This is a genomic window from Lentzea sp. NPDC051213, assembly GCF_044455585.1.
Classification (GTDB): Bacteria; Actinomycetota; Actinomycetes; order Mycobacteriales; family Pseudonocardiaceae; genus Lentzea.
In genome coordinates this window covers 1,051,528-1,071,040 of record NZ_JBITEX010000003.1, presented here as the reverse complement: position 1 = coordinate 1,071,040, position 19,513 = coordinate 1,051,528, and the positions used below count along the sequence as shown (strand labels likewise).

The following is a 19,513-nucleotide window of genomic DNA, read 5'->3' as shown; positions in this document are numbered from 1 at the left end:
CCGTCACGAGTCGCATGGATGCTGTTGCCGCGCCTGGGGGATGAGGTCAAGTCGACACGCTTTTCGTCGACTTGACCTCATCCCCCAGGTGTGGCTGCCTCCCGTGTGACTCGTGACGGGACCCCACCGCCAACGCAAGCACCTACGCAACCGGCGGCCGCCCAATGCAACAGGCGTGCCATCAACCCGCGACCGGCGCGGACCCCCAGATCAGATTGCCGGGGTCTGGGGCAGAGCCCCAGGTGGAAGCACTCACCAGGAACCCGCCAACGCAACAGCACCACCTACGGACCGCACGCGACCGCCCAGGGACGAATTACCACAACCCTCACGAACCGGACAACCCCCACCTCCCTGACCTGCACCTTCAGCCCAACTTGATGAATTTCACAGAAAGTCCAAATTTTCGCGCAACGCCCAGCCCCCAAGTACGTCTATTTGGGTGTCGCAAGCAGCACAGCCGAGGAACGTTCGGGGCGATCCAAGGCAAGAGGGAAGCAGCCTGCAGACGAAGGGGAGCGAAGGGAAGGCGGGGGCCAGAACTTCGCGGCGAGGTACGGCCGGACCGAACGGGAGAGCGGTCCGGCCGTACTGTCTCGCCAGCCAACCAGCAGCGCTTCCGCAGCTAGACCACGCCCAGGTCGCCCAGGAAGCAGCCCAGGAACCGGCCCAGGATCCAGCCGCCAAAAATTGTCAGACCCCCTGAGCACAATCAACCGCATGCGGAACTCAACCCAGCGGGAGCGCTCAGCATGGATCACGTACTTGCTCAGCTGCTACACGAACGTGTGTTCGCAAATCTCGCGCAGCTGGAACGCCAAAGTCGCCCGGAACACCAGAGTCACCTGGACCACCAGGACCGCCGGAGCTCAGAAGCTCAACGACTCATCGAAGCCTGGCGAACCCTCCTCAGCCTCCACGAGGCCACCGAGAGCGGGTCCTGCAAGGCGTGCGGCCCCCGCTGGCGCCGCCACATGTGCTCAGTCTGGCGAGTCGCCACCGCGTACTTCATCCGCCAGGAGCACGAGCCCCACTACGGCGACGCTTGAGCCTAACGGGCCTCCTGAGGCCTCTGAGGCCTCTGAGGCCCCTGGGGCCCCTGAAGCGCCCCGACCCACACCGAGAGGTGGGTCCACCGCACCAGGCGGCTCACACGGCTACTCAGCGGTAGTTCAGCAACGGCCGAACCAAAACCAGGCCCACAAAATCAGGCCCACAAGATCAGGCCCGGGAATCAGGCGAATCAGACCGAGACGCCGCGCGAGTTCAACCACGTAAGCGGGTTGATCTTCTGGCCGTCCGGGTTCCAGACCTCGAAGTGCAGGTGGGGCCCGGTGGAGAAGCCGCGGTTACCCATGCGGGCGATCTGCTGACCGGCCTTGACCTGCTGGCCCTCGCGGACGCTGTAGTCGTTGACGTGGCCGTAGACGGTGATGGTGCCGTCGGTGTGCTGCACGCGAACCCACAACCCGAACCCGGACGCGGGCCCGGCCTCGAGGATCACGCCGTCGGCGGCGGAGAGGATCGGGGTGCCGATCGGGCCGGCGATGTCGATGCCGTAGTGCATCGAGCCCCAGCGGCCGCCGTAGCCGGAGGTGAAGTCACCGGCGGCGGGGCGGAAGAACTTCGGGCGCTTCTTTTCGGCCTCTGCGGCCTCGCGCTGCGTGGTGGCCTGCTGGCTGCGGACGAGCTTCGCGGCCTCGGCGGAGCCTTCCGCCGTCGTCTTGGAGATCGCGAGGATCTGCGGCGCGGGCGCGGTGTTACCGCCCTGGCCGTCGAACGTGGCCGCGGCGTCTGCCTGGTTCGCGAGCTGAACGTCTTTGGTGTCGTCCGTAGCGGCCTGCAGGGTCTGACCTGCGCCTGCTGCGGCGAACGCGCCTACTGCGACTGCGGCGACGACGATGCGTCCGCGCAGCGCCGAGGGCGGCGGGGGGAGCCGGTGAGAGCTGACGTTGCGCGTGGAGGCACGGTCGACCGCCTCATCTAGCGCAGCACTGCGTTCATGGCCGCCGGGGGAGCGGTGGTGAGACAAAGCTTGCCCTTCCGCCTTCGGGGAGCCTGGTCGGGTGGACTGCCGGGCGGGGGATTCCCGGTGAGTCAGAATTCGGGGTTCTGACTCGGTGTCCTTCTGTGACCAGACCGTGACAACGGACCGGGGGACAGTAACGGCGGGGAGCCTCGGAGGGCAAACCCCAGTTCGTTATGTCGTCCGAACAGGCGGCTACCTGGAACTTTCAACTGTCAACTGTGACCGTCGGTCACGCCGGGTGGACGACACGCCTCACCGCCAGCGGCAATGGGGTGAGTTGACAAGTCATCCGATCGGGTGATGGCGGTCACAACTACGTGAAGAGTCCTCGTGTCAACCGGCAAAGAAAGGTGACCTGAATCACGTATCTGGTGCTCTTCAACGAGTAATGACGAGTGCTCCAGCCGGGCGTTGCGCTGCGGGACGATGATCTGATCCATCTCTGACCACACCACTACGAACTTCGTGCGACACGGTCGGCACGGTTCGGCGAGCTCCGAGAGCAGTTCGGAGCCGGGGCGCAACTGCTTGGTCAGCGGGGTCGGCAGCAGATAGGCGGCGAGGGTGCCGCTGTGCGGCGTCCCGAGGGTCACAAGTGTGCGAACGCGTGAGTCACCGTGCAGCCGTTGCACGTAGTACCTGGCAATGAGACCGCCCAGGGAATGGCCGACGACATGCACCTGATCCGAGCCGGTCTGCTCGCAGATCCGCTCGATGTGCGCACCGAGCAGGGCGGCCGAGCGGCGGACGTCCCCGGTCAACGCCGTCAGCACGCTGTAGTTGATGGCGTGCACCACCCCGAAGCCCCGCCTTCGCAGCGCCCCCGACAGCACTGCGAAGGCGGAGCGGTTGTCCCCGATGCCGTGCACCAACACGATGGGGGTTCCCGCCGCGTCCATCGCCGAAACCACCAGACCGCGCTGGCGGGGCGGCAGGCCGTCGGTGCGGTAGTGCCGGAAGTGGCCGTCCGGGCGCAGCTGCTCGGTGATCGCGCCCCACGGGTAGAGCACCGCGTGGGCGGTCAGCCAGGCCGCCTCCATCGCGACTCCGCGCATCCCGCCGGGCGTGGCCATGGCGCGCAGCGCGACCTTGACCTCTTCGGCGACGTCGCGAGCGGCGTGCACGCCCCACCCGGCACGATCGAGGACGGCGTCAGTCAGACGCGTCATCCACGACCGGCCGCTCTCGCTCATATGAGCGACGGTAAGTGATGGAGTCACCGACTAGGAGTACCCAGCGGACGTTTTCCACATGCGAACGAATTTCGTCTCACTAGGGCGAGCTCGCGTCGACACGCGCCCGGACGCCCCCGCCGAACGCCCGAACAACAAGAGTGACGCCCCCGCCGAACGCCCGAACAAACACAGCCGAGCGCCCGAACATCCCATCGCCACGCAACCCGGACCTCACAGGTGACACAGAACCCAACAGCTGTATTGCTAGGTTCGCCCGCGATGACTCGAACCGAGCTCGAGAACCAGACCCCGGCGGCCTCCCGACTGCGCACCGCGTGGGCGCTCTCTGCGGCAGGCGCCCTCCTCCTCGCGGTGGGCCCGCTGCTCGGGGTGGTCGACGGAGCGGAACCCGCCTTCACCTCCTGGCCGTTGCTCGCCCTGCTGGCGCTGGCGCCTCCGGTGGTCGCGGGCGCGTTGCTGCTGCGCGGCAGGCCGTTCGTGGCGGCCGGGCTGATCGCCGCGGTGGGCGTTTTCGCCGTCGGCCGCCTGTTGAGCGACCTGCTGATCGCGTTCGATCCGATGTCGGTGGCGCGGCCAGAGCTGTTCCGGCCGGCGACCCTCATCGCTGTCACCCCGGCGCCGGGGTTGTGGTTGCTGCTGGCCGGGCACGTGCTGGCGATCGCCGGCGGCCTGCTGGCGGCCGGTCGTGCCGGCATGCCGGCGGACGAGTCGGAGCCCGCGGGCCTCGTGATGCGCTCCATGATCATTGCCGCGGTGGCGACGGTCGGGTTGCTGGGCAAGCCGTTCATCTCGGCGGATCCGTTCCAGCTCGACCGCGGGCCGTGGGACCTGCCCGCACTCGGGCTGACCGGCGGGCTGCTGATCGCCCTCGCCGCGCCGCTCGCCGCCGCTCTCGCCGCGACCTCACCCGATCCGGACACCCGCGAGGGTGGGGCGCTCGGCGTGATGCTCGCGCTGCTGGCCGTTGTGCTTCCGCCGCTGGTGACCGCCACGGTCGCGCCCGGTATCGGGATCGCGGCGGGTCCGGTGTTCGCGCTGCTCGCCGCGCTGGCGTTGCCTCTCATTCCCCCGCTGGCCCGGTTGTGGCGGATGGTGCGCGGCAAGCGCGACGCCACGCGTGACCTCCCGTTGCCCTCGATCCAGCGGATGCACGTGACGGCAGGTGTCCTCGCCGTGCTCTCCGCCGCCGCGACGCTCACCGGCGCGGTCGTGCCGCAGCTCGTCCTCGCGACGGGTGGTGCCGCACCCGAGCTGGCCTCGTCGAATGTCCTCTGGCCTGCCGGGCTCGCGTTCGGTCTGCTGGGGCTCGCGTTGCTCGTCCCGTCTGTCGCCGGCGCGGTGCGCCCGGCTCTGTTGTTCGGCTACCTCGCGATGCAGCTCGCCGCGGCGGTCGCGGCCCAGCCGGTGCTGGCCGCCAACCAGCTGGGCATCGCCCAGCCCGGTGCGGGCTTCTGGCTGATGGTGATCGAGTTCCCGCTCGGTCTGCTCGCGTTGATCTGCGCTGGCCTCGCCGGTGCCGTCGAGCGGGAGAACACGGAGATCGGCAAACGGCAGGAGGTGCCGGTGGCCGAGTTGGGCGCGGTGCTGCTGGCCGGGCTCTTCGCGGTGGGCGCCTTCGCGCTGCCGAACCTGCGCGGTGACAACTACACAGCGCCGACGTTGGTGCCGGACGGCGACACCGCTGTTTCGGCAGCGTTGCTCTCCTCACTTGTGGTTTTGATCATCGGCCTGGCGGTCGCACTGCGGTCGCGGCCCGCTCGCGGTGCCGCGCTGCTCGCGGGCGGGGTGCTGTTGCTCGGCGTGCGTGCGCTGGAACTGCCGCTGACCGGTGACAAGGTCGTGGGAGCGGTGGCGGCGCCCGGCACGTGGCTGGCGCTGGCGTCCTGCGCGGCGCTGCTGGTCGCGGCGGGTTTGATGGGTGCTCGCGCAAGTCGATAAAGGGCTCGCGTGATCGACCTCACCGCTGTTGAGACCGACCTCACCGGTGGTGGCGTGCGTCGGGTACCTGCAGCTCGATAGTGTCTGGGCCCAGCCGCGTCAAGTGGGTTCGCACGGCCCCTTGAGGACCACCCAGGCGCGGTGTTCCGACACCGACGTCGCAGGAGACCCGAGTGGACCTGTACGAGTACCAGGCGAAGGATCTCTTCGCCGCCCACGGCGTCCCGGTACTGCCGGGCGATGTGGCCACCAACCCCGCCGACGCCAAGGCCATCGCCGCGAAGTTCGGCCAGGCCGTCGTCGTCAAGGCCCAGGTGAAGACCGGCGGCCGCGGAAAGGCCGGCGGCGTGAAGCTGGCCAAGGACGCCGACGAGACCGAGGAGAAGGCGACCGCCATCCTCGGCCTCGACATCAAGGGGCACATCGTTCACCGCGTGCTGGTGACGCCCGCCTCTGACATCGCGGAGGAGTACTACTTCTCCTTCTTGCTCGACCGCGCCAACCGCACCTTCCTCGCCATGGCGAGCGTCGAGGGCGGCATGGACATCGAGGAGGTCGCGGCCACCAAGCCCGAGGCCCTCGCGAAGATCCACATCGACGCCATCAAGGGTGTCGACGTCGCCAAGGCCACGGAGATCGCCGACGCGGCGAAGTTCCCGGCCGAGGTCAAGGACCAGGTCGTCGACGTCATCGTCAAGCTGTGGGAGACCTTCGTCGCGGAGGACGCCACGCTCGTCGAGGTCAACCCGCTGGTCCGCGACCCGCAGGGCAAGATCGTCGCGCTCGACGGCAAGGTCACGCTCGACGAGAACGCGGACTTCCGCCACCCCGCTCACGCGGAGCTGGTCGACAAGGCCGCCGAGAACCCGCTCGAGGCGAAGGCCAAGGAGAAGGGCCTCAACTACGTCAAGCTCGACGGCGAGGTCGGCATCATCGGCAACGGTGCCGGTCTGGTCATGTCGACGCTGGACGTCGTCGCGTACGCCGGTGAGCAGTACGGCGTGAAGCCCGCGAACTTCCTCGACATCGGTGGCGGCGCGTCCGCCGAGGTCATGGCGAACGGCCTGGACGTCATCCTCCACGACGAGGCCGTCCGCTCGGTGTTCGTCAACGTCTTCGGTGGCATCACCGCGTGTGACGCGGTCGCCAACGGCATCGTGGCGGCGCTGGAGATCCTCGGCGACGAGGCCACCAAGCCGCTCGTCGTCCGCCTCGACGGCAACAACGTGGAGGAGGGCCGCCGCATTCTCGCCGAGGCCAACCACCCGCTGGTGACCGTTGTCGACACGATGGACAACGCGGCCGCCAAGGCCGCCGAGCTCGCGGCTGCGGGGGTCTGACCAAGATGGCTATCTTCCTCAACGAGACCAGCAAGGTCATCGTCCAGGGCATGACCGGTGCCGAAGGCACCAAGCACACCAAGCGCATGCTCGCGTCCGGCACGAACATCGTCGGTGGCGTGAACCCGCGCAAGGCGGGCGAGAAGGTCGACTTCGACGGCACCGTCCTCCCGGTCTTCGGCACCGTCAAGGAGGCCATCGAGGCCACCGGCGCGAACGTGACCGTGATCTTCGTCCCGCCGGCCTTCTCGAAGGCCGCCGTGGTCGAGGCGATCGACGCCGAGATCGAGCTGGCCGTCGTCATCACCGAGGGCATCCCGGTGCACGACACCGCCTACTTCTGGGCGCACGCCGTCGCGACCGGCAACAAGACCCGCATCATCGGCCCGAACTGCCCCGGCATCATCAGCCCCGGCAAGTCGAACGCCGGCATCATCCCCGCGAACATCGCGGGCAGCGGCAAGATCGGTCTGGTGTCGAAGTCCGGCACCCTGACCTACCAGATGATGTACGAGCTGCGGGACTTCGGCTTCTCCACCGCGATCGGCATCGGTGGCGACCCGATCATCGGCACCACGCACATCGACGCCCTCGAGGCGTTCGAGGCCGACCCCGAGACCACCGCGATCGTGATGATCGGTGAGATCGGTGGCGACGCCGAGGAGCGTGCGGCCGCGTTCATCAAGGAGAACGTGACCAAGCCGGTCGTCGGCTACGTCGCGGGCTTCACCGCCCCCGAGGGCAAGACCATGGGCCACGCCGGCGCCATCGTCTCGGGCTCGGCGGGCACCGCGCAGGCGAAGAAGGAGGCCCTCGAGGCCGCCGGAGTCAAGGTCGGCAAGACGCCGTCCGAGACCGCCGCGCTGATGCGCGAGATCATGAACGCTCTCTGACAGACGTACGTAGAGCAGCACACAGGGCCGGGCTTCGGAGTACTTTCGGAGTCCGGCCCTCGCTCGTATGGCGGAACCGGCATGATCCGGTCATCGTCTGAGCAAACGCATCGGCTAGCGTCGACGACGCAACCATGGCTTGAGGAGGAGACCTCGACATGTCCGTGCCTTACGGCGCACCCCAACAGCAGCCGCCGGGTCCGGCACAGCACCAGGCACCGTCCCAGGCCCCTGGCGCCCCCGGCGCCGGCAACGTCAACCTGAGCATGATCCTTCCGCTGGTCGCGGCCGGTCTCGGCCTCGTCGCGTACCTGCTCGCCTTCGCCGACGACGTGAGCTCCGGCGACGCGTTGTGGCTGATGGTCGCGGGCGCGCTCGCGGGCCTCACGCTTCTGCCGAACGCGCCGAAGTTCATCCCGGTGGCCGCCGCGCTGTCGGCGGTGCAGATGCTTCTGGTGCTGCAGAGCATCATCAAGGGCCCGTCGGTTCAGGGCATGCAGATCGTGCTGCTGATCGTCGCGCTCGTGCAGGCCGCGGCCATCGTGCTGACGCTGCTGCTCGCCGAGGGCATCGTGAAGTTCGAGCCGAAGCCCGCGAACCCGTACGGCGGTGGCCAGCCCGGTGGCTGGAACCCGCAGTCCGGCGCGTTCCCGCAGCAGGGTCAGCACCCGCAGCACGGTGCGCCCCAGCAGCAGGCTCCGCAGCAGCCGCAGTTCGGCCAGCAGCAGTTCGGCCAGCAGCCGCAGCAGCCCCAGCAGCCGGGTCAGCCGCCGCAGCAGACCAGCTTCATGCCGCAGCCGGGTCAGTTCGGCTCGCCGGGCACGCCGCCCGGTGGCTTCGGCGGACCGCAGCAGTAACCGCACGCCGTTCGACATCAGGGGTGGTGCCGGGTCTTCCGGTGCCACCCCTGTCGTTTCACGCGGCGTGCCTCATCCGAATGGCTCAGTCGGCCTGACACAGTGGAGAAGTGCCCGTGCTGCAACGCGACGCGACCCGCGAGGTGAACACCGTCCGTCCGCCGGAGTTCTCGCGCTCCGAACGCACGCGGGTGCTCATCGCGGCGGCGATCGGGTCGGTGGTCGTCGGGTACGCCGCCGTGGCCGCGCTGCTCGCGCTGATCACCGCGACGGCGACCTACGCGGACTTCGACACCGCCGGTGTGCTCACCGCCGCCGCGCCCGCGTGGCTGGCCGCACACCACGTGCCGCTGCGCTTCGACGCCGGTCAGTTCGGGGTGTTGCCGCTGCTGCCGACCGCGTTGCTGATGCTGCTCGTCAGCCGCACCGCCGCGGGCACGGCCGACCGGCTCGGTCTCTACGAACCTCTGCAGGCACGTGCTGTCGTGCTGAGCATCGCGGGTTCGCACGCGGTGGTGGGCGGCACGATCGCGTTGCTGATGGGAGACGGGGTCGTGCGTGCCACGCCCGCCGTCGCGTTCTTCGGCTGTGCCGCGGTGTCCGGTGTCGCCGCCACGATCGGTGTCGCGCGCCGCTGCGGTCTCGTCGAGATGGTGTTCGACAAGCTCGACCCGGTGGCGCTGCAGGGTTTGCGCGCCGGGTTCATGGCGTTGTTCGCACTGGTCAGCGCGGGTGCGCTGGCGGTGGCGGCCGGGCTGGCGGCCTCGTGGCCCAAGACCAGCGAGCTCTTCTCGCAGGCGGGGCCGACGGTCGGGGTCGGGCTCGGGGTGTTCCTGCTGTGCGTCGGCTATCTCCCGAACGCGATCATCGCCGGCTACTCGTACGTCGTGGGTGCCGGGTTCTCGATGGGCGGGGTCGAGATCTCGCCGATGCGGTTCGTCCCCGGTCCGGTGCCGTCCGTGCCGTTGCTGGCCGCGATGCCGGAGACCGAGTTCGCACTGAGTCCGGTGGTGCTGGTGGGCGCGGCGGTGATCGGCGCGTTCGTCGGCTGGACCTGCCGCACCGTGTCCGAGCGGCCCGCCTCGCGGTTCCGCGCGGTGCTGGTCGCCGCGATCACCGCTGCCGTGGGCAGCCTGGTGCTCGCCGCGACCGCCGGCGGGCGGCTGGCGTCCGGTGCGTTCGACCCGGTGACGGTGCCGGCCGGCCTGCTCGCGCTGATGGTCGCGCTGTGGGTGCTGGTGCCGGGAGCGCTCGTCGCCTGGCTCGCCGGGACGAAGACGAAGGCCGCGGCGGCCGAGGACGGCGATGCCGAGTTCGTCGAGCCGGACTACGACGAAGAAGCCGTCGACGAGGACACCGTGTTCGAGGACGACGAGCTCACCGAGCAGTTCGAGCAGCTCGAAGTGGTGGACGAGGACGAGTTCGAGGTCGAGGAAGACCTCGAGACCGACGACTACTACGACGATGACGAGTACGACGAATACGACGAGGACGTCGTCGATGAGGACGACGAACTCGACGAAGACCCCGAAGAAGACGCTCCTGAAGACGTCGAAGGACCCGTCGCAGAAGAGGAAGACCTCGACGCGGAGTTCGACGAGATGCTCGGCATGGAGCCCGAGGAGGACCTGGACGGCAAGCCCGAACGGTGACGTCATAGGCTGCCCCTGAGCTGCTACAACACGCCACGCCCAGGAGTAGACGCTGAGTACCGAACTTCGGCTTCCCGCACCGGCGCGCGTCGTCGTACTCGTCTCCGGTTCCGGAACCCTCATGCAGGCGTTGCTGGACGCCACCGACCTCCCGATCGCGGTGGTCGCGGTCGGCGCCGACCGCGAGAACATCGAGGGCCTCAAGCGCGCCGAACGCGCGGGCGTGCCGCACTTCGCCGTGAAGCTGCGCGACCACGCGGACCGCGCGGCGTGGGACATCGCCCTGACCGAGGCCGTCGCGGCCCACGAGCCCGACCTGGTGGTGTCGGCGGGCTTCATGAAGATCATCGGCCCGGCGTTCCTGGCGCGCTACGGCGGCCGGATGATCAACACCCACCCCGCGCTGCTGCCCGCCTTCCCCGGCGCACACGGTGTGCGTGACGCGCTGGACTACGGCGTGCACGTCACCGGATCGACCGTGCACCTGGTCGACGCGGGCGTGGACACCGGGCCGATCCTCGCGCAGGAGGCCGTTGTCGTCGAACCCGGCGACACCGAGGAGACCCTGCACGAACGCATCAAGGTCGTCGAACGCCGGCTGCTCGTCGAGACGGTCGGCAGGCTGGCCCGCGAGGGCTGCACCGTGAACGGACGAAAGGTGAGCATTCCGTGAGCACTCCTGCCGAGAGGCGACCGGTCCGCCGGGCCCTGATCGGGGTCTCCGACAAGGCCGGCCTGCTGGAACTGGCCACCGGCCTGCACGCGGCCGGAGTCGAGATCGTGTCCACCGGCGGCACCGCGAAGGTGCTCGCCGACGCGGGCGTCCCGGTGACGCCGGTCGAGCAGGTGACCGGGTTCCCCGAGTGCCTCGACGGCCGCGTCAAGACGCTGCACCCGCGCGTGCACGCCGGTCTGCTCGCGGACGTGCGCAAGGAGTCGCACGTCCAGCAGCTGCGTGAGATGGACATCGCGCCGTTCGACCTGCTGGTCGTGAACCTGTACCCGTTCACGCAGACCGTCGCGTCCGGCGCGAGCCCCGACGACTGCGTCGAGCAGATCGACATCGGCGGCCCCGCGATGGTGCGCGCGTCGGCGAAGAACCACGCGAACGTCGCGGTCGTCGTCGACCCGGCGCGCTACGACTGGGTGCTGGAGAACGTCCGCGAGGGCGGCTTCACGCTGGCGGACCGGCAGAAGCTGGCCGCGGCCGCGTTCCGGCACACCGCGACCTACGACGTGGCCGTGGCGTCCTGGATCGGCAACGTGCTGGCGCCGGACGACGAGGGCAGCGGTTTCCCCGGCTGGGTCGGCGCGACCTGGAACCGGTCGAACGTGCTGCGCTACGGCGAGAACCCGCACCAGAGTGCCGCGATCTATACGCAGGGCGACGGCCGTACCGGCCTCGCGTCGGCGAAGCAGTTGCACGGCAAGGAGATGTCGTACAACAACTACCTCGACGGTGACGCCGCGTGGCGTGCCGCGTGGGACCACGAGCTGCCGTGCGTCGCGATCATCAAGCACGCGAACCCGTGCGGCATCGCGGTGTCCACGGTGAGCATCGCGGACGCGCATCGCAAGGCGCACGAGTGCGACCCGGTGAGCGCGTTCGGCGGTATCATCGCGGCGAACCGCGAGGTCACCGTGGAGATGGCCGAGTTCGTCTCGGAGATCTTCACCGAGGTCGTCATCGCTCCGTCCTATGCGGACGGTGCGGTGGAGGTGTTGCAGCGCAAGAAGAACGTGCGCATCCTCGTGGCCGAGGCACCTGCCCGCGGTGGCGCCGAGATGCGTCCGGTGTCCGGCGGCCTGCTGCTGCAGCAGCGCGACGCCATCAATGCCGACGGCGACAGCCCGGCGAACTGGACGCTGGCCGCCGGCAAGCCCGCGGACGAGAAGACGCTGGCGGACCTCGAGTTCGCGTGGCGCTCCATCCGCTCGGTGAAGTCGAACGCGATCCTGCTGGCGGACAACGGTGCCACCGTCGGCGTCGGCATGGGCCAGGTCAACCGGGTCGACTCCTCCCACCTCGCGGTGAAGCGCGCCGGTGAGCGGGCCAAGGGTGCGGTCGGCGCGTCGGACGCGTTCTTCCCGTTCCCGGACGGCCTCGAGGTGCTGCTGGAGGCCGGTGTGCGCGCGGTCGTGCAGCCCGGTGGTTCGGTGCGCGACCCCGAGGTGATCGCCAAGGCCGAGGAGGCCGGCGTGACGCTGTACCTCACGGGTACGCGCCACTTCGCGCACTGAGTTCGTGCTGAGAAGGGCCGCTTCCGTTGGGGGAGCGGCCCTTTTCGTTGCTACAGCCGGGCGACCATCTCTTCGGCCATGCCCCTCGCGGCGGCCTCGAACTCCACGACGTTCGGCTTGGAGTGGGTGAAGATGCCCGCGTCCCAGCCCGCGTAGTCGACCTCGACCACGGTGTCGCCCTTGCGCACGATGATCGAGATCTCGGTGAACGCCGACTTCGTCTCGACCAGCACCGCCACGGCCTCGTCACCGAGCCCGTTGAGCGGTTTCTGCCGCGGCACGCCCTGGGCGTTGGCCATGTGCTGCGCCACGATCCGGTCGAAGTCGTTGCCGGCCTGCTCCTGCCCGCTGGAGATGTAGACGTCGGTGCTGCGCAGGCCGGTGCCGTCGGTGTGCTTGGTCTGGTTCCACGAGCAGATCGTGCGCTTGCCGTTCGACAGCTCCTGCTCGGACGAGCCGAGTCCGTTCGGGTTCGTCGTGCGCGCCTTGGCCAGCGCGGCCTCCGAGATGTTGGCGCACGTCGCGGGCAGCTGGTCGGACCGCTTTTCGCTGCCGCCTTCGGTGTTGGCGTTGAGGTAGAACGCGAGCGCGGTGACGACGCCGCCGAGCACCAGGACGCCGCCGATGATCCCGATGATCAGCGGTGCCTTGTTCTTCCTGGGCGGCTGCGGATGGCCCCAGCCCGGCGGCGGCTGGTTCACAACTTCCCCAGCACGTCGTCGAGCACCGCCTTCGCGGTCGCCTCCAGCTCCGCGGTGTCCGGCTTGCTGGGCGAGAACAGGCCGGGGTCCCAGCCGAAGTACTCGACGCTGACGACGTCCTCGCCCCTGCGGACGAGGTAGACGAGCTCCGTGGTCCCGCTGCCGCGGGGGATGACGACGACCGACGCCTGGTCGCCGACGCCGTCGACCTTCTTGAGGGTGGCCTGGGTGCTGGTGCTGGCCTGTTGCAGGCGCAGCTCGAACGCCTTCTCGCCGCTCGTGTCGGTCTGTTCGGTGTAGACGGTCAGCATCCGCACCCCGGAGCCGTCGCGGCCCTTGGTCTTGTCCCAGGAGCAGGCCGTGAGCGTTGAGCCGTCGAACTTCTGCTCGTAGGTGCCGATCTGCGCGGGGTTCGTGGTGCGCGCCTTGGCGAGCGTCTCTGGCGAGACGTTCTTGCAGAGCTCGGGCTGGGCGACGGTGCGCAGCGGGTCGCCGTGGTCCTTGCGGACGTTGAAGAAGAAGAAACCGCCGGTGCCGAGTCCGCCGAGGAGCAGGATCGAGCCGATGACGGCCGCGATGACGATCGGTGCCTTGCTCTTCTTGCGCTGCGGCGGATGACCGGGGCCTTGCGGCGGGTAGCCAGGACCCTGGGGCGGGTAGCCGTGGCCTTGCCCCTGGGGCGGCGGGTATCCCGGCCCGGGCGGCTGCTGCCAGCCCTGCTGCGGAGGTTGCTGCTGCCAGCCCTGAGGTGCGTTCACGGGGTTTCCTCATCAGTTCTGAGACGTCGGCGTCACCGTAGTTGACCTTGCGGTTCCGCGTGGCCGCTCTGACCAGAAGCTTTCCCTCAGCGTGTTCGAACGGACGCGGTGAGTGATCCGGTTATTCACCCATGTGGGTGGCGTTTGGCATTGACAGCGGGGCGCAACGGCGCGCTACGATCTCCCCATCGTTCGAACAAGAGTTCGAATAGCAAGTCGCCGAACTTCCCTCGGCGATCGTGCACAGGGGTGCGCACGATCGGACGGGAGGTGGGTGGAGTGCAGAGGTCGGCAACGGCGTCGTTGGCCGCGCTCGGGGTGAACCCGGCCAGCGAGCTGACCAGCACCACCACCGACCACACCACGGGGCGGGTGCTGCCGGTTCGCGGGGAACTGGCGGGCCTGCTGCCGTGGGGCGGCTTGCGGCGAGGCAGCACGGTGTCGGTGGGCGGATCGACATCGTTGCTGCTCGCGTTGTTGGCTGGTGCGACCGCGGACGGCTGCTGGGCCGCCGTGGTCGGCCTGCCGCAGGTGGGAGTGCTGGCCGCGGCCGAGCTCGGGGTCTCGGTGCAGCGGCTGGCACTCGTCCCACGTCCCGGCGCCGATCCGGGCCCGGTGATCGCGGCCCTGCTGGACGGCATCGACCTGGTGGCGGTCGGCTGCCCCCTGTCACCCGCGCTGGCCCGCCGGCTCACGGCCCGTGCCCGTCAGCGCCGGGCCGTCCTGATCGCGTTCGGCTCCTGGCCCTCCGCCGATGTGGAGCTGACCGCCGAGTCCGTGCAGTGGAACCCGCTCGACGACGGCGCGGAAACGTTGCGGCGTCAGCAGATCAGCGTGCGCAGCGGTGGCCGCGGCTCGGCGGGACGGCCGAAGCAGGTGCTGCTGACGTTCGGCGAGGAAGAGATCGAGCTCCCGCTGGTGGCCGGCGAACCGCTCAGGTCCGACGAGCCGGCTGATGCCGGTCCGGACCGGGGCGACGAGCTGGCCGCCAGGCGGGCTACAACCTGGGAGCTGCCCGCGTGAGGGACACCCGGCTCCTCGCGGTCTGGTGCCCGGACTGGCCGGTGATCGCTGCCTGCACCGCGACAGGCACCAGCCCGCACGTGCCGGTGGCGGTCGTCGACGGCAACGAGATCGTGTCGACCTCGGCCGTGGCACGCGCCGAGGGCCTGCGCCGGGCGATGCGCAAACGCATGGCCGAGTCGATGTGCCCCGAGCTGATCACGTTCGAGCACGACCCCCAGCGCGACGCCAGGTTCTTCGAGCCGGTCGCCGAGGCCGTCGAGGAGCTCGCGCCCGGTATCGAGGTCGTGCAGCCGGGGCTGGTCGCCGTCGCGGCGCGGGGTCCGGTCGGCTACTTCAAGACCGCCGAGCAGGCAGCGGAACGCATCGTCGACCACGTCGCGACGCACACCGGCACGGAAGCCTGGGTCGGGTTCGCCGACAGCCTCTTCGCGGCCACGAAAGCCGCGCACCGCAACGTGATCGTGCCGCCGGGCGAGACCGCGGAGTTCCTGCGGCCGCTGGGCGTGCACGAACTGGACTCCCCGGAACTGGTCGATCTGCTCAGAAGGCTCGGGCTGAAGACGTTGGGCGCGTTCGCGGACGTGCCGGAGAACGCTGTCGCGTCGCGGTTCGGCGGTCCGGCCACGCGCCAGCACCGGCTGGCCCGCGGCCTGCCGGAACGTCCGCTCGACAAGCGCAGGCCCGCGCCGGAGCTGGTCGTCACGGAGACGTTCGACGATCCGGTCGACCGGATCGACAAGGCCGCGTTCGCCGCGAAGATCCTCGCGGAACGGCTGCACGACGGGCTCGCCGCCAGAAGTCTCGCGTGCACGCGCCTGGGCATCCACGCCCGCACCGAGCACGACGAGGAGCTGCATCGGGTGTGGCGTGCCGCGGAACCGTTGACACCACGGGGAATCGCGGACCGGGTGCGCTGGCAGCTGGACGGCTGGCTGACCCGCGAACGCCTCAGCTCCGGCATCAGGACGCTCACCCTCGAACCGGTCGAGGTCGTCCACGGGACCGCTCTGCAGCTCGGCTTGTGGGGCCACGACGACGAACGCGCGGTGCGCGCCCTGCTGCACGTGCAGGGCCTGCTCGGCCCGGACGGTGTGCAGGTCCCGGTGCTCGACGGCGGCATCGGGCCGAAGGAGCAGGTCAGGCTCGTGCCGTGGGGCGACGAGCGGGTACCGCTGCGCAACCCGGACCACCCGTGGCCAGGCCGGCTCGCCAGGGCGCCCGCGACGCTCGCCGACGAACCGGCCGACCTGTGGGACGCGGCCGGCGAGGAGATAGGCGTGACCGGCCGGCTCGAGCTGACCGCGCGGCCTCAAAGGCTTGCCGTGAAAGGCAAAGCGCAGGACGTCATCGCGTGGGCGGGCCCGTGGCCGGTCGACGAGCGGTGGTGGGCGCCGGACCCGCACCGGGCCGCGCGCATTCAGGTGCAGACGAACGGCCAGGCGTTCCTGCTGATCCGCAGGAACGAGAAGTGGTTCCTGGAAGGGGTGTACGACTGATGTTCGACGACTACCTGGAGATCATGATCCCGTTGCCGCGCAAGGCTCCGGATGGGCTGGAATAACCCGCCGGTCCGCTGGCGGGAGCTGGAACGCGCTCTCTCCGGCAAGCCCGTCGAGCAGAACCCCGACGGTGGCGACAGTCCCGCGTGGTCACGGCACCGCGACCGGTACACCGCGCCGCCGGGCTTCGAGCTGCGCGTGGACGACCGCGCCATCACCCGCAAACGCGTGCCGTACGCGGAACTGCACACGCACTCCAACTTCAGCTGGCTCGACGGCGCGAGCCACCCGGAGGAGCTCGTCGAGGCGGCACAACGACTCAAGCTCGACGCCATCGCGCTCACCGACCACGACGGCATGTACGGCGTGGTGCGGTTCGCGGAGGCGGCCAAGGAGCTCGGGGTGCACACGGTGTTCGGCGCCGAGCTCAGCATCGGGCTCGGCAAGCCGGCCAACGGCGAACCGGACCCGGAAGGCGACCACCTGCTTCTCCTTGCCCGCCAGCAGGAGGGCTACCACCGGCTCTGCCACACGCTCACCACCGGCCACCTCCACGACGACGCGGAGAAGGGCAAACCCGTCTACGACATCGACCAGATCGTCGCCGACACCAAGGGCGAGGTCGTGGTGCTGACGGGGTGCCGCAAGGGAACTGTGCGCCGCGCGCTCACCAGGGAGGGCCCGGAGGCGGCCTACCGGGAGATCGTCCGGCTCACCGACCTGTTCGGCAAGGGACGCGTCCACGTCGAGCTGACCGACCACGGCCTGCCGGAGGACAGCCGGCGCAACGACATCCTCAACGCGATGGCGCAGCGGCTCAAACTTCCCGTCGTGGCGACGAACGCCGCGCACTACGCCACGCCGAACCGCGGCCGCCTGGCTGCCGCGATGGCCGCGGTGCGCGCGCGGAGCAGCCTCGACGACATGGCCGGCTGGCTGCCGCCCTCGCCCGCAGCGTTCCTGCGCAGCGGTGAGGAGATGTGGCACCGGTTCCGCCGTTTCCCCGGCGCCGTGCACAACGCCGCGTTGCTCGGCATGCAGCTGGCGTTCGACCTGAGGCTGGTCGCGCCGCGCCTGCCGCCGTTCGACGTGCCGCCCGGCCACACCGAGAGCAGCTACCTGCGCGAGCTCACCTACGAGGGTGCGCGCCGGCGGTACCGGGACGACGACGAGAAGGCGTTCCGGCAGATCGAGCACGAGCTGAAGGTCATCGAACAGCTCGGTTTCCCCGGCTACTTCCTCGTCGTGCACGACATCGTGAACTTCTGCAAGGAGAACGACATCCTCTGCCAGGGCAGGGGCAGCGCAGCCAACTCCGCGGTGTGCTTCGCGCTCGGCATCACCAACGTCGACGCCGTCCGCTTCGATCTGCTCTTCGAGCGTTTTCTCGCCCCCGCCCGCGACGGCCCTCCCGACATCGACGTCGACATCGAGTCCGACCGGCGCGAGGAGGTCATCCAGCACGTCTACGAGAAGTACGGCCGCCGGCACGCCGCGCAGGTCGCGAACGTGATCACCTACCGCGCCCGGTCCGCGGTGCGCGACATGGCCCGCGCGCTCGGCCACTCGCCGGGCCAGCAGGACGCGTGGAGCAAGCAGATAGACAGGTGGGGCCCGCTCAACGTCACCACCGACGACTGCGACATCCCGCGCGACGTGCTGGAGCTGTCCGCGCAGCTGGAGAACTTCCCGCGGCACCTCGGCATCCACTCCGGCGGCATGGTGATCTGCCACCGCGCGGTCAGCGAGGTGTGCCCGGTGGAGAAGGCGCGCATGGACAGGCGCACGGTTCTGCAGTGGGACAAGGACGACTGCGCGTCCATCGGCCTGGTGAAGTTCGACCTGCTGGGCCTCGGCATGCTCTCCGCCCTGCACTACGCCATCGACCTCGTCCGCGACCACGAAGGCGTCGAAGTCGACATGGGAGCGGTGAACCTGGAGGACCAGCGCGTCTACGAGATGCTGCGGAAAGCCGATTCCGTGGGGGTCTTCCAGGTGGAGAGCCGCGCGCAGATGGCGACGTTGCCGCGCCTGAAACCACGCACGTTCTACGACCTCGTCGTGGAGGTGGCGCTGATCAGGCCGGGCCCGATCCAGGGCGGCTCGGTGCACCCGTACATCAGGCGCCGCAACGGGGTCGAGGAGTGGGACTACGACCACCCGCTGCTGAAGAACGCGCTGAAGAAGACCTACGGCGTCCCGTTGTTCCAGGAACAGCTCATGCAGATCGCCGTCGACGTGGCCGGTTTCACCGCCGCCGAGGCCGACGAACTGCGCCGCGCGATGGGCGCCAAACGGTCGACCGCCAGGATGGAACGCCTGCGCGACCGCTTCTACGAGGGCTGCCGGGCGCAGGGCATCGGCGAGGAACTGGCCGGCAGGATCTACGCGAAGCTGCTGGCGTTCGCCAACTTCGGCTTCCCCGAGTCGCACGCGCTGTCGTTCGCGCACCTGGTCTTCGTGAGCGCGTGGTTCAAGCTCTACTACCCGGCCGCGTTCTGCGCGGCCCTGCTGCGTGCCCAGCCGATGGGCTTCTACTCCCCGCAGACCCTGGTGGCCGACGCCCGCCGCCACGGCGTGACGGTGCACGGCCCGTGCGTGAACCTCTCGCTTCCGTGGGCAGGCTTGGAGATGTTCGAGGGCGCGAACGCCGTCCGCATCGGCCTCTCCGCCGTACGTGGCGTTGGTGCTGAGGATGCCGAGCGAATCGTTGCCGCACAACCGTTCCGCGACATGGAGGACTTCGGCGCCCGCGTGCAGCTCACCACCGCCCAGGTGGAAGCCCTTGCCACGGCAGGCGCTTTCTCCTGCTTCGGTTTGGAGCGCCGCGAAGCCCTGTGGGCGGCCGGCGCTGTGGCAGCCATCCGGCCCGATCGCCTGCCGGGCACCGCGGTCGGGGTGGACGCACCTTCGTTGCCAGGCATGGACGAGGTCGAACTGGCGGTGGCGGACGTCTGGGCAACCGGCCTGTCCCCGGACAGCTTCCCGACCCAGTTCGTCCGGTCGCGATTGGACTCTCTCGGAGCTTTGCCCGCCGCCGCACTGTCTTCCGTCGAACGCGGGACGCGAGTGCTGGTCGGCGGCGCGGTGACGCATCGGCAACGGCCGGCGACGGCGGGCGGGGTCACGTTCCTCAACATCGAGGACGAGACCGGGATGGTGAACGTCGTGTGCTCGCCAGGGTTGTGGGCGCGCTATCGGCGGGTGGCGCGCAGCAGCGGCGCGATGCTCGTGCGGGGAGTGGTGGAGTCGGCGGAGGGCGTGGTCAGCCTGATGGCGGACCGGCTGCAGCACCTCGAGCTGCGGATCCCGGCGAAGTCCCGCGACTTCCGCTGACCTGCGGAATGCAGGAAGCCGCAAGAAACCTGAACGAATCCCCGGGC

Annotated in this window: 14 protein-coding genes; 10 read left to right on the top strand and 4 right to left on the bottom strand. The window is 69.5% G+C overall.

Annotated features, from left to right (window positions below; translation table 11 throughout):
• Positions 1–1,243: 1,243 nt before the first annotated feature.
• Both ACIA8G_RS18200 and ACIA8G_RS18195 read right to left on the bottom strand, forming a co-directional pair.
• A complete protein-coding gene (locus ACIA8G_RS18200; protein ID WP_396419648.1) occupies positions 1,244–2,032 on the bottom strand; it encodes a M23 family metallopeptidase in 789 nt (262 codons plus the stop codon).
• Positions 2,033–2,241: 209 nt separating this feature from the next.
• On the bottom strand, positions 2,242–3,222 hold the full coding sequence (locus ACIA8G_RS18195) for an esterase/lipase family protein (RefSeq protein ID WP_396419647.1): 981 nt from the start codon (positions 3,220–3,222) through the stop codon (positions 2,242–2,244).
• A 261-nt stretch (positions 3,223–3,483) separates the two neighbouring features.
• Between ACIA8G_RS18195 and ACIA8G_RS18190 the strand changes: the two genes are divergently transcribed.
• From ACIA8G_RS18190 to purH, 7 genes are all read left to right on the top strand, one after another.
• On the top strand, positions 3,484–5,163 hold the full coding sequence (locus ACIA8G_RS18190; protein ID WP_396419646.1) for a hypothetical protein: 1,680 nt from the start codon (positions 3,484–3,486) through the stop codon (positions 5,161–5,163).
• Positions 5,164–5,336: 173 nt separating this feature from the next.
• Positions 5,337–6,503: an ADP-forming succinate--CoA ligase subunit beta gene (sucC, locus tag ACIA8G_RS18185; protein WP_396419645.1), complete on the top strand. Its 1,167-nt coding sequence runs from the start codon at positions 5,337–5,339 to the stop codon at positions 6,501–6,503.
• Positions 6,504–6,508: 5 nt separating this feature from the next.
• Positions 6,509–7,396 carry a succinate--CoA ligase subunit alpha gene (sucD, locus tag ACIA8G_RS18180; RefSeq protein WP_396419644.1) on the top strand — a complete coding sequence of 296 codons (888 nt, stop codon included), beginning with the start codon at positions 6,509–6,511 and terminating at the stop codon, positions 7,394–7,396.
• Positions 7,397–7,554: 158 nt separating this feature from the next.
• On the top strand, positions 7,555–8,253 hold the full coding sequence (locus ACIA8G_RS18175; protein WP_396419643.1) for a DUF5336 domain-containing protein: 699 nt from the start codon (positions 7,555–7,557) through the stop codon (positions 8,251–8,253).
• A 110-nt stretch (positions 8,254–8,363) separates the two neighbouring features.
• Positions 8,364–9,905, top strand: coding sequence for a DUF6350 family protein (locus tag ACIA8G_RS18170; protein WP_396419642.1), 1,542 nt, complete (start codon positions 8,364–8,366; stop codon positions 9,903–9,905).
• A 52-nt stretch (positions 9,906–9,957) separates the two neighbouring features.
• A complete protein-coding gene (gene purN / locus ACIA8G_RS18165) occupies positions 9,958–10,578 on the top strand; it encodes a phosphoribosylglycinamide formyltransferase (RefSeq protein WP_396419689.1) in 621 nt (206 codons plus the stop codon).
• Positions 10,575–12,146: a bifunctional phosphoribosylaminoimidazolecarboxamide formyltransferase/IMP cyclohydrolase gene (gene purH, locus ACIA8G_RS18160; protein ID WP_396419640.1), complete on the top strand. Its 1,572-nt coding sequence runs from the start codon at positions 10,575–10,577 to the stop codon at positions 12,144–12,146. Before purN ends, purH begins: the two co-directional genes overlap by 4 nt.
• Before the next feature lie 50 nt (positions 12,147–12,196).
• On the opposite strand, the gene ACIA8G_RS18155 is transcribed toward purH, so the two are convergent.
• Together ACIA8G_RS18155 and ACIA8G_RS18150 are read right to left on the bottom strand one after the other, a co-directional pair.
• Positions 12,197–12,847, bottom strand: coding sequence for a hypothetical protein (locus ACIA8G_RS18155; RefSeq protein WP_396419639.1), 651 nt, complete (start codon positions 12,845–12,847; stop codon positions 12,197–12,199).
• Positions 12,844–13,605 carry a hypothetical protein gene (locus tag ACIA8G_RS18150; protein WP_396419638.1) on the bottom strand — a complete coding sequence of 254 codons (762 nt, stop codon included), beginning with the start codon at positions 13,603–13,605 and terminating at the stop codon, positions 12,844–12,846. The genes ACIA8G_RS18155 and ACIA8G_RS18150 overlap by 4 nt, the downstream gene beginning before the upstream one ends.
• 270 nt (positions 13,606–13,875) lie before the next feature.
• On the opposite strand from ACIA8G_RS18150, the gene ACIA8G_RS18145 reads away from it, so the two are divergent.
• The 3 genes from ACIA8G_RS18145 to ACIA8G_RS18135 are packed head-to-tail and all read left to right on the top strand — an operon-like array spanning position 13,876 to position 19,466.
• Positions 13,876–14,628 carry a hypothetical protein gene (locus tag ACIA8G_RS18145; protein ID WP_396419688.1) on the top strand — a complete coding sequence of 251 codons (753 nt, stop codon included), beginning with the start codon at positions 13,876–13,878 and terminating at the stop codon, positions 14,626–14,628.
• A complete protein-coding gene (locus ACIA8G_RS18140; RefSeq protein ID WP_396419637.1) occupies positions 14,625–16,127 on the top strand; it encodes a DNA polymerase Y family protein in 1,503 nt (500 codons plus the stop codon). Before ACIA8G_RS18145 ends, ACIA8G_RS18140 begins: the two co-directional genes overlap by 4 nt.
• A gap of 51 nt (positions 16,128–16,178) precedes the next feature.
• A complete protein-coding gene (locus tag ACIA8G_RS18135) occupies positions 16,179–19,466 on the top strand; it encodes an error-prone DNA polymerase (RefSeq protein ID WP_396419636.1) in 3,288 nt (1,095 codons plus the stop codon).
• Positions 19,467–19,513: the final 47 nt, after the last annotated feature.